Raw genomic sequence first — 11,040 nt, forward strand, 5'->3', positions numbered from 1 at the left:
GCGTAGACATTGTCTACGCAGCGCAACACACCTCCGAGATGTAACGACCTTCTGGACCCTGAACGGTGCCGTCGGTGTCAGGTTGGCCCGATGGCAGCCTCGGTCACCAGTCTCGTGTCGCGTCGAGACCGTTGATCAGCGCACGCTCTTCGTCGGCGAGGTCGAGACCCTGTTTCTCGGCCGAGGCCGTGACGATGCCGGCGAGCGCGGCGTAGAGCTCCTCACGTTCCTCGGTCATGATGAAGCCGTCGCGTGTGCCGAGGTCGATGGCGTTGAACGCTCTGCCGTACTCCTTGCCGATCTCTCCCAGCAGCGACGGTCGTCCGCTCTCCGGGCCGTCGAGCGCCGCAAGGACGCGGAGCCTGGTATTCCTGAGCTGCGCCACCGACTTCCTGTAGGCCGCCTTGCTGATGCCGTCCCGACCGTCCCACTCCCGCAACGGGTTGTTTTTGTTCTCCGCGACCCAGTCCGCCTTGCGGGCTCCCGAAACGCTTAGATAGGTGCCCCTGGCAGCCTCCGGTCGCCAGACACGACGAGTCGCGGTCGCGTACTCGTGCGGGATGTTGTGAAGGTCGATGTACTCCAGATCGGAGGTGCACCCGACAGTGAGAACGTCGGCAGCCGTCATGCCGAAGTACCCCGTGATCGAGAGCTCGCGGAGGTTGGCGAGCCGGTTCAGGGCCACAGCGTTCGTCATCTCCGCGAGCTCTCCGTAGAACCAGAGCTCCCGAAGGTTCGGGAACGTGTCAGCGATGACCGCCGTGTCGACGCGTGCGACATCGCGGATCATCAGACGCCGGGTTGTCATGCCGTCGACGTGGTCCGGCACACGAAGCTCTGGTCCGTCGATCGTCACCTGGTCTGGATCGTCGTCCCAGTCGCTCCGCCCGCTCGCGGCCAGCCGCTCCCAGTTCAGTGCGTCACCGATGCGCCACCACAGTCCGTACGTGTCCGAGGATCGACTGACGAGCGGCGCCGTGTTCCCGACGACCGCGCAGCTGCGCGGCAGCACCCACGGAGCATGGGAATGGCTGTGTTCTCCGCTCCAGCTCCCGGCGTTCCGCACCAGCGGTCGGAGTGGACCCAGGTCCATGACCGAATCGGGCCGTGTCGGGCTGGACCAGTCGAGGTCGAGGACATCCGCCAGCCCCTCGTCGCTGTCCAACCGGGTGACCTGAGCCGCCGTCCACTCGCCGAGGTCGTGGTGAAAGGTCACCACCACGTCGCCCGGTGTGAGTGGGCGCGGCGGGAGCTTGGGACGTCTTTGGGTCATGGACGCAACGTAGCCGGAGCCTCTGACAGGATCTGCCTGTGCTCCGCCCCGCTGACCTCGACTCCCGCATCGCACTGTGCGCCGACAGCCTGACCGGCCTCTCGGTCGGTGACGCGCTCGGCGCCCAGTATTTCGTCCCGGTCAACGATCCGGCGACCCTCCTCGGCCGAGGCGTCATGCCCGACGGCGAGTGGCCGTGGACCGACGACACCGACATGGCCTGCACCGTGGCCGCCGAGCTGGTCGAGCACGGTGCGATCGAGCAGGACCGTATCGCCCGGGCCTTCGCCGAGCGCTGCGACCCGTACCGGGGCTACGGAGCCGGCGCCGTCCAGGTGCTGCACCAGATCCGCGACGGCGTCCCGTGGCAGCGGGCCACCGTCGCCGCGTTCCCCACCGGGTCCTACGGCAACGGCGCCGCGATGCGCGTCGCCCCGCTCGGCGCGTACTTCGCCGGCGACCTGGACCGGGCCGCCGAGCAGGCGATCCGCGCCTCGGAGGTGACCCACGCGCACGCGGAGGGGATCGCCGGTGGCGTCGTCGTCGCGGTCGCCACCGCGTTCGTGGCGGGGGCCGCCATCAACGGCATCCGCCCGGAGCCCAAGGAGGTGCTCGACAGCGTCGAGCCGTACCTCCTGCCCGGGGCGACGGCCAAGGGCATCGCCCTCGCCCGCGAGCTGCTCGGCGCATCGGTCGAGGAGGCCGCCTGGCGCCTCGGCAACGGAGCGCGCGTCTCCGCGCAGGACACCGTGCCGTTCTGCCTGTGGGCGGCGGCCACGCGGCTGACCGACTACCCGGCGGCCGTCAAGGCCTGTATCGAGGCGGGCGGCGACGTCGACACGACGGCCGCGATCGTGGGCGGGATCGTCGGTGCGTACACGGGCGTAGGAGAGGCCGACGGCGTCGTGGGGGTTCCGGAGGCTTGGCTCGGCCATCGCGAGGCACTTCCCGGGTGGGCGACGGAAGCGGGTCTCAGTCCCACCAGAACGTCCAGACGTTCACTCCGATGAGCGACGAGGCGTACTTGTCGACCGTGTTGTTGTCGCTCTGCCAGAGGTTGTCCGGGCAGAACGCGAAGTGCTCGAGCGTGACCGCCCGGGCGTGGTCCAGGTCCTGCGGTGGGCGGCCGACCGACAGCCAGAGCATGTCCGGTCCGAGCCCGACGACGCGTGCCCCGAACCGCTCGCCCCAGGTGCGCAGTACCGCCGAGATGAGCTCGATCGCGTTGGTGTGGTTGCACGGGCCGTCCCATCCGGCGAGCGTCAGCGCGTCGGCGCCGTCGTCGGCGGGGATCAGGCCGAGCCGCCATCGGCGCGTTCGGCCGTGGAGGTCCTCGCTGCCCTGGAGGTAGACGGCGAACTCATCGGCCATGGCCTCGGGACTGTCGTCGCCGTCGCCGGCTCGTGCCAGACCCGGCCACGGCCCGGTCGGCCACTCCTCCTCGGGGATCTCGTCCTCGTCCTCGTCGTCCTCCTCGGGCTCCCGGTCCTCCTGGAGCTGGTCCCACAGCGTGCGCAGCGCCGACTCGGGATCGACGTCGAGGTCGCTGGTGTTGTCCGCGAGATACCAGCTGTCGTCCCAGCCCCTGTCCGGGTCGTGCTCCAGCAGCACCGGGTACAGGCCGGTCCGCTCGTGCTCCGCCCGTAGCCGCGTCCACTCTGCCGCGACGCCCTCGACGGGCTCGTCGGACATCCACAGCAGCGGCTTCTGCGGGCGGTTCGGGAGGGCCTCGGGAGCCTGCGCGAGGCGGCCGGGCGGGAGCGCATCGGGCAGCGCCGGGAAGTCGATGGTGGTCACGGTCGGCAGGTTATGCGGGACCTCTGACATCGCCGCCTGGCGGCGACCGGTCGTGACACAGCAACGCGGACGCCGCCCCGTCTCCGGGACGACGTCCGCGCAGCGTGTCGTCAGTCCTACTTCGCCGCAGCCGGCGTGCCGCCGTCCACCGGCGCACCGTCGTCCGCCGAACCCGCACCGCCGCCCAGCGCCGGCCAGCTCGCGTACTCCACGCCGCCGCGCCGCGCGGGCGCCGTCTCGGGCAGCGCGATGAGCGCGACGATCGAGCACACCACGAGCAGCGCCGTGTACCCGGCGACCAGCCAGAAGCCGCCGTCGGCCGCGACCAGCAGCGCGGTCGCGACCACGGTGAACGGGCCCGAGGCGACCATGGCGCCGAACTGCCACACCACCGAGACGCCCGAGTAGCGCACCGAGGAGTCGAAGAGCTCGGGGAAGAACGACGCCTGCGGCGCGTACGTGCCCGAGTGGCCGAGCCCCAGGCCGACCACGAGGAGCGCCGTGATCACCGCGAGGTTCTCCGTCTGCACCGCGAGGAACGCGGGCACGATGAGCAGCAGGTTCAGCACGGCCAGCGTCAGGAACACCGGGCGGCGTCCGATGCGGTCGGTGATGTGCCCCCACACCGGGATCATGACGATCTCGACCAGGATCGCGATGATGACCGCCTCCAGCACCAGGCCGGAGCTGTAGCCGTTGTTGTCCGCGTACGCGACCAGGAAGATCGTGTAGAAGGGGAACATCGCGGCCTCCACGAACTTGGCGAAGAACCCGCCCAGCACCTCACGACGGCGCTGGCCGAAGAGCTGGCGCAGCGGGGCGTGCGACTCGGCCTTGCGCTCGCGGGCGGCCTTGAAGGTCTCGGACTCGTCGACCTTCGACCGGATGTACAGCCCGACGGCGACCACGACGATCGACAGCAGGAACGGCACGCGCCAGCCCCAGGCGAGGAACGCGTCCTCGTCCATCCACTGCTGCAGGCCGGCGAACAGCGCCGTCGGGATCAGGTAGGCCACGGGGGAGCCGAGCTGCACGAAGCTCGCGTAGAAGCCGCGCCGCTTCTGCGGCGCCGCCTCGGCCGTGAGCAGGACGGCGCCGCCCTGCTCGCCGCCGACGCCGAAGCCCTGGATGAGCCGCACCACCACGAGGATGACGGCCGCCCACATGCCGATCTGCTCGTAGGTGGGCATCAGGCCGACGGCGAAGGTGCCGAGGCCGGTGAGCAGGAGGGTGAACACGAGGGCCTTCTTGCGGCCCAGCCGGTCACCGATGTGGCCCCAGACCAGCCCGCCGAGCGGACGGGCGAAGAAGCCCACCGCGTACGTCGAGAACGCCGCGAGCGTGCCGACCAGCGGGTCGGCCTCGGGGAAGAAGATCTGGTTGAACACCAGGGCCGAGGCCGTGCCGTAGATGAAGAAGTCGTAGTACTCGGCGATGGTGCCGATGACGGACGCGCCGACGGTCTTTCGCAGCGTCTTCGGGTCGACCGTGCCGGCCGGGGTGCCGCTCATGCTGCCTCCTCGCAGTGGATCACCCCGGGACGCTAGCATACTAGTGCGCTAGAACACGATCACCGATCTACGGCAGAATCAGGGCATGTCGACGCCGCCACTCCTGACCACCGCCCGGGTCCGCGGGGAGAACACCCGCCGTCTGGTCCACACCTGGCTCCGCCGGCAGATCATCGGGCTGGAGCTGGCCCCGGGCGAGCCGCTGTCGGAGGCCGAGATCGGCTCGCGCCTCGGCGTCAGCCGCACCCCCGTGCGCGAGAGCCTGATCCTGCTCGCCGAGGAGGGGCTCGTCGAGGTGTTCCCGCAGCGCGGCAGCTTCGTGGGGCCCATCCGCTACGAGGACGTCGTCTCGGCGCAGTTCGTGCGCGAGGCCATCGAGTGCTCGTCGCTGGAGCAGGGCGGCGCCCTGGTCACCGCGGGCGACGTCGCCGAGCTGCGCGCCCTGATCGTGCGCCAGCACGAGGCGGAGCACGCCGAGGACGCCGCCGCGTTCTTCGACCTCGACGAGGAGTTCCACCTGCGGCTCATGCGCGCCTGCGGGCACGAGTCCGCGTGGCGCATCGTAGCGTCCGCGAAGGCGCAGATGGATCGCGCCCGCCGGCTCTCGCTGCCCGAGGGGGGCAAGATGACCGGCCTCATCGAGCAGCACGAGAGCGTCGTCGACGCCCTCGATCTGGGCGACGTCGCCGCGGCCGTCGCGCGGCTGCGCGAGCACCTGCGCGTGGTGCTGCAGGACATCACGCACATCCAGGCGGAGCGGCCGGAGCTGTTCGCGCGGGCGTAGCGGTCGGTCGCCGCGAGCGACCTTGTCATTCGTCATACATCTTACTAGTCTGTGTCGGCCAGGCATGTTAGCGCTCACAATGAAGGAGCAGCCATGACCGATCACAGCGGCGTGATCCGGGCAGTGCGCCGGAGCCCCCTCGTCCTCGGCGTCGCGGCGGCCGTCGTCGCTGCGTCGATGGTCCCCGCGGGCGGCGTCCCCGACGCGGGTACCGACAGCACCGACCCCAGGCAGAGCACCAGCGAGATCGAGCGCCCCTTCGCGCTCCCCGGCCACGTCGAGCGGGACGACAACGGCGCGCTGTACGTGGGGGAGGGCGAGAGCCGGTTCGCCCTGCGCGTGAACCTCCTGACCACTGCCGGCCGGCTTATCCGCGAGAACCAGGGCCTGCTGCCCTACGTCGCGGACGTCGGCCCCGTCACCGTCGACGGCTCCTACTACGAGGTGCGGATCAGCAGCGACGACCGGACGATCACCCCCGACCGCCTGGGCGCGATGCGCGAGATCCTCGCCCACCCCGAGGACTGGTCGCCCGACCAGGTGGACGAGGCCCGCGAGCAGCTGCCGGGCCTTGCGGCCCGGTACGAGCAGACGCAGCGCGACAAGCAGACGATCGTCGTCAGGTTCGCCCGCACGGCCCCCAACACCCTGGTCGGTGCGGTCACCGCCCTGCAGGACGACACCACGGTGTTCCTCGAGGCGGCGCCCCCGTGGGGCGAGCCGAGCAGCTACCGCGTGGCCGACGGCGGCATCCGCGCCTCCAGCCCCGGGCTCGACGACCCGGAGCTGACCGGCCACTTCGCGCTCACGCCCACGCGCCGGCCCGACGCCGGGGCCGCCTACGCCTCGATCTCCGACCTGGTCGCGGGCATGCAGGGTGGCGACGCAGCGCCCGGCTCGGCCGCCGCCGCGCTGCGGTACACGCTCGACGGGAACGAGACGATCACGTTCACCACGACGGTCTCCGGCGACGCCGCGACCAGTACCGCCAGCAGCACGGCGAACACCCGCGCCGGTCACGGCGAGATCCTTGCCGACATCGCCCGCGCCCGGGCCCGTGCCGACGTCGGCACCCTCAGCGGCAGCGGACCCGCCGGCCGGTCGGCCACGGCCATGCGCAGCGCCATCGCGCTCAACGCCAACTACGACGAGCGGTTCCGCCAGCGGTTCCTCGTCTGGGGCTGGGGGCGCGGCGGCGCCGAGAACGACACGATCTTCACCGGCTGGGACTCCGCGTGGGACGCCGTCGTCGCGCTCACCGTCGACCCCGAGCTGGCCCGGGAGCACGAGCGCGACCTCTTCGACACCGGCGGTCCCCGCTACGACCAGCTGCACGCCGGGCCCATGCACGCCTACGCCGTCAAGCGGATCTACGGGGCCACGGGCGACCTCGACCTCGTGCGCGAGGCCTACCCGGCACTGGCCGGCTTCATCGAGAAGCTGCCCGAGTGGGACGTCAACGGCGACGGGCTCCTGGAGGCGCCCTACGACGCGGACCCGAGCAAGGTCGGCAACCACCTCGGCCTGGACGACCTGCCCGTGTACTGGTCGGCCGAGCGGATCGCCAAGGAGGGTGGCTCCGGCGACGAGCGGGACAACACCGACCTCACCGACGTCGCGCTGACCTCCTACTACGCACTGATGGCGCAGACCATGGCCGAGCTCGCCGACGCGCTGGGCCGCGACGACGACGCGCGCCGCTACCGGGCGCTGTTCGACGACGTGAAGCGGGCTGTCAACGAGACCCTGTGGAACGAGGAGCAGGGCATGTACCTGGACCGGCACCTCGACGGCCGCTGGGGCGAGGTGGTCACGCCCACGATCTTCTACCCGCTGTTCGGCGGGGTGGCGACCGACGAGCGGGCCCGCCGGACGGTTCGGGAGAACCTGCTGGACCCGGAAAAGTTCTGGGGCGAGTACGCCGTGCCGAGCATCAGCCGGGACGACGCCGAGTACTGCGCGAACGGCCTGGAGGCGCCCAACGCGTCGGCGTCCTACACCTACTACCTGGGCTGGAACCAGGAGAACTCCTGCGAGCAGTGGCGCGGCGCCGTCTGGCCGCCCATGAACGCGACCGTCTACGACGGGCTCAAGCGGTACGGGCTCGACCAGGCGGCGGGCGAGCTCGCGCAGAAGAGCACCGACATGTGGCTCGACACCTGGGACCGCGGCAAGCAGTTTCCCGAGTACTTCGACCCCGAGCCCGGCCAGGTGATCAACGGTTCCGCGGTGGACAGCGCATGGCGCTACTACACGTGGTCCAACGTGATGCCGCTGATGGCGGTGCACGAACTCGTCGCCGAGGACCCGTGGGGCACGCCCGGCTCGGTCACCTTCGGCTCGCTCGTGCTGACGGGCCGCAACACCGTGGACGACGTCCGCGTGGGCGGCAGCACCTATGCCGCGACCGTGAGCCCCGACCGCACCGAGCTGCGCCAGGACGGCCGCCAGGTGTTCCGCGCCGTCGGCGGCCGGGTCGTGGTGCGCGACTTCGTGGCGACCGGGCAGCGCGCCTGCTTCGAGGTGCACGCCGACTCCCGGGTGCGCCTGCAGTTCCTGCCGGAGCGGGGCGCGCCGCGCCGGACCACCGTGGGCGCCGGCCGCACCGAGGCGTGCCTCTAGCCCACCCACCGACCTGCCCACCAGCACCACCCTGCACGGACATGAAGGAGTTACCAGCATGCGCGGTACACACACGCCCGAACGCTCGGGCCCGCCGGAACGAGGACGGGGCCGACGGCGGCACCGCCTGACGGCGTCGGTCCTGGCGGGGGCCCTGCTCACCGCCGGGGCCCTGGCGGGCGGCGCCTCGGCGGTCGCCGGCACGGCCGCCGGCACGCCCGCCGACGGCCCCGCGACGATCGCCGTCGACGGCGCGAGCGCGGGCCGCACGTACGACGGCATCGGGGCGATCTCCGGGGGCGGCGCGACGTCGCGACTGCTCCTGGACTATCCGCGTCAGGAGCGGGCCGAGGTCCTGGACTACCTGTTCAAGCCCGGTTACGGGGCGTCGCTGGAGATGCTCAAGGTCGAGATCGGCGGCGACACCAACACGACCGACGGCTCGGAGTCGAGCCACGCGCACGTGCGCGGCGAGGTCAGCTGCGACGCGGGCTACGAGTGGTGGCTCATGCGGGAGGCGGTCAAGCGCAACCCTGACATCACGCTGGGTGCGCTCGCCTGGGGCGCGCCCGGCTGGCTGGGCGGCGGCGAGTACTACTCCCACGACACGATCGAGTACTTCGTCGACTGGCTCGACTGCGCCGCCGGGCACGGGCTGACCATCGACAACGTGGGTATCCGCAACGAGCGCGAGTACGAGTCCCAGTGGGTCAAGGACTACCGCGCGGCACTCGACGCGGCCGGGTACGCGGACGTGCGGATCATCGCCTCGGACGAGGCGGCGCGCCGCGGAGAGTGGCCCGTCGCCGTCGACTTGGCGAACGACCCCGAGCTGTTCGACGCCGTCGACCTGCTGGGCAACCACTACTCGCGCGGGCCCAGCTCTGCGGCGGCCCAGGCCCTGGGCAAGCCGCTGTGGATCTCCGAGGGCGGGCCGTGGTCGGCCGAGTGGGGCGCCGGCGGCTCGTCCGCGTCGGTGCCCTCGCTCATCAACCACGCCTACCTGGAGGGACGCATCACCGGCGTCACCTTCTGGAACCTGCTCACCAGCTACTACGACGGCCTGAGCATCTCCGACGCGGGCCTGATGCGGGCCAACACCCCGTGGTCGGGGGCGTACCAGGTGCAGTCGGCCGTCTGGGCGGTCGCGCAGACCACGCGGTTCGCCGAGCCGGGCTGGCGGTACCTCGACACCTCCTCGGGCTACCTCGACGCCGCGGACACCACGCAGGGCAGCTTCGTCACCCGCGCGGCGCCCGACGGCGGCGACTGGAGCACCGTGATCGAGACCATCGGGGCGGCCGCGCCGCGCACGGTCACGCTGTCGGTCGCGGGCGGCCTCAAGGCACGCGACCTGCACGTGTGGCAGTCGACGGCGGACGACCGGCTCGTGCGCCAGGCCGACCCGCGGCGCTCCGCCGACGGCACCTGGTCGGTGACCGTCCCCGCGAACGCCGTCGTCACCGTGACGACCGCCAAGTGGAAGGGCGAGGGCAAGGGCCTCGGCGACGCCGAGGGCGGCTACGAGTCCGCGTTCCCCTTCCCCTACGCGAACAGCCTCGCCGACGGCGGCCCGAGCGGGCAGACACCGTACTTCTCCCAGATGGAGGGCGCCTATGAGGAGCGGCCGTGCGCGGGCGGACGCCGCGGCACGTGCCTCACACAGGTCTCGCCGCAGCCCGCGATCTCCTGGGCGGCGTGGAAGAAGCCGGCCGGGATCCTGGGCGACCTGAACTGGTCGGACTACACGGTCGGCGTCAAGGCCCACGTGCCCGCCGACGGCACGGCCGAGGTGCTCGGCCGCGTGTCGAACGACGCCATGGCGCCGGTTCCCAACGGGTACGGGCTCAGCCTGGCCGCCGACGGCACCTGGTCGGTCGGCCGGGGCGAGCCCGGCGGGAAGGCCTGGCTGGAGCTGGCGAGCGGGGCGCTCGCGGGTGCCGCCGGTTCCGGGGACGACGCCGCGGGCTGGCACGGCCTCGCGCTGTCCTTCGAGGGTGACGTGATCACGGCGACGATCGACGGCGAGCGGGTCGCCGAGGTCACCGACGGCACCTGGGTGTCCGGCATGGTCGGCCTGTCGGGCGACTACGCGCCGGTGCAGTTCGCCGACCTGCGCGTCGACCCGCTGCGCCCGGTCACGACGATCGACGACGCCGGGACCCCGGGCGAGGCCGCGGCGATCGCCTACGAGGGCGACGGGTGGGCGCACTGCTCGGCCGGCTCCCGGCACGACGACCGGCACGACGACCGGTGCGACGCGGTGACCGCCCGGCAGCTGCGCGACGCCGTCGGCGGCACGGTCAGCGCGAGCCGCGACCGCGGCGACGCGTTCACGGTCACGTTCGACGGCACGCAGGCCACGCTCACCGGCGTCGCCGGCCCGCGGGGCGGCAGCGCGCGGGTGTCGGTCGACGGCAACGAGCCCGTCCTGGTGCCGTACGGCGACCCCGGCGAGGTCGAGTGGCGCACCCCGGTGCTGACCGACGGCCCGCACACCCTGCGGTTCGAGGTGGCCCCGGGCCGTTCCTCCGGCGGCCGGGACGGCTGGGTCTCGCTGGACCGGGTCGAGGTCGCGCCCGGCGGCAGCGGGACCAGCTCCGTCGACGACCAGAGCGAGGGCACCGGCCAGGGACGCCTCGACTACCGCGGCGACGGCTGGCTGAGCTGCCCGGGCTGCATCAACCGGACCGGGCTGTACCACTCCTCGGTGACGTCGACGACGGTGGCCGGCGACGCGGTGGACTTCCGGTTCTCGGGCTCGTCGGTGGACCTGTACGGGCTGCGCGCCTCCAACCAGGGTCTCGCCACGGTGCTGATCGACGGCGTGAAGGTCGGCACCGCCGACTTCTACGGCCGCACGCGGGTGGGCAACCAGCTCATCTGGACCAGCCCCGCCCTCGAGCCCGGCGACCACACGCTGACGCTGGTGGCGTCGGGCCTGGGCAGCGGGTCGCCGTCCGGGACGGGCATCAACGTCGACCGGCTCGTGGTGCGCCGGTAGGCGCCGTCGTCGTACCGCCGGACGCGCCGCCGACCGCCCTGCTGAGGGC

Annotated in this window: 7 protein-coding genes; 4 read left to right on the top strand and 3 right to left on the bottom strand. The window is 72.0% G+C overall.

Annotated elements, in window-relative coordinates; all coding sequences use genetic code 11:
* Positions 1-103 precede the first annotated feature (103 nt).
* Complete coding sequence (locus ACFU5G_RS26050; RefSeq protein WP_377251330.1) at positions 104-1,273, bottom strand: hypothetical protein; 1,170 nt, start codon at positions 1,271-1,273, stop codon at positions 104-106.
* A 38-nt stretch (positions 1,274-1,311) separates the two neighbouring features.
* Between ACFU5G_RS26050 and ACFU5G_RS26055 the strand changes: the two genes are divergently transcribed.
* Positions 1,312-2,283 carry an ADP-ribosylglycohydrolase family protein gene (locus ACFU5G_RS26055; RefSeq protein ID WP_377251332.1) on the top strand — a complete coding sequence of 324 codons (972 nt, stop codon included), beginning with the start codon at positions 1,312-1,314 and terminating at the stop codon, positions 2,281-2,283.
* Here ACFU5G_RS26055 and ACFU5G_RS26060 read toward each other — a convergent pair.
* Together ACFU5G_RS26060 and ACFU5G_RS26065 are read right to left on the bottom strand one after the other, a co-directional pair.
* Positions 2,246-3,070, bottom strand: a complete 825-nt coding sequence (locus ACFU5G_RS26060) for a DUF4253 domain-containing protein (RefSeq protein ID WP_377251334.1) — start codon at positions 3,068-3,070, stop codon at positions 2,246-2,248. The two genes, ACFU5G_RS26055 and ACFU5G_RS26060, sit on opposite strands and share 38 nt — an antisense overlap.
* Before the next feature lie 116 nt (positions 3,071-3,186).
* Positions 3,187-4,581, bottom strand: coding sequence for an MFS transporter (locus ACFU5G_RS26065; protein ID WP_377251336.1), 1,395 nt, complete (start codon positions 4,579-4,581; stop codon positions 3,187-3,189).
* Positions 4,582-4,666: 85 nt separating this feature from the next.
* Between ACFU5G_RS26065 and ACFU5G_RS26070 the strand changes: the two genes are divergently transcribed.
* The 3 genes from ACFU5G_RS26070 to ACFU5G_RS26080 all read left to right on the top strand — a co-directional run bounded on the left by ACFU5G_RS26070 (position 4,667) and on the right by ACFU5G_RS26080 (position 10,991).
* The gene (locus ACFU5G_RS26070) at positions 4,667-5,365 is read left to right on the top strand and encodes a GntR family transcriptional regulator (RefSeq protein WP_020014425.1); all 699 of its coding nucleotides are present in this window, start codon (positions 4,667-4,669) and stop codon (positions 5,363-5,365) included.
* 93 nt (positions 5,366-5,458) lie between these two features.
* Positions 5,459-7,987: an amylo-alpha-1,6-glucosidase gene (locus ACFU5G_RS26075; protein WP_377251338.1), complete on the top strand. Its 2,529-nt coding sequence runs from the start codon at positions 5,459-5,461 to the stop codon at positions 7,985-7,987.
* 58 nt (positions 7,988-8,045) lie between these two features.
* Positions 8,046-10,991 (top strand): hypothetical protein, encoded by a 2,946-nt coding sequence (locus ACFU5G_RS26080; RefSeq protein ID WP_377251340.1) that lies wholly within the window; start codon positions 8,046-8,048, stop codon positions 10,989-10,991.
* Positions 10,992-11,040: the final 49 nt, after the last annotated feature.

It is taken from the genome of Promicromonospora sp. NPDC057488, assembly GCF_042802395.1.
In the GTDB taxonomy this organism is placed as follows: domain Bacteria; phylum Actinomycetota; class Actinomycetes; order Actinomycetales; family Cellulomonadaceae; genus Promicromonospora.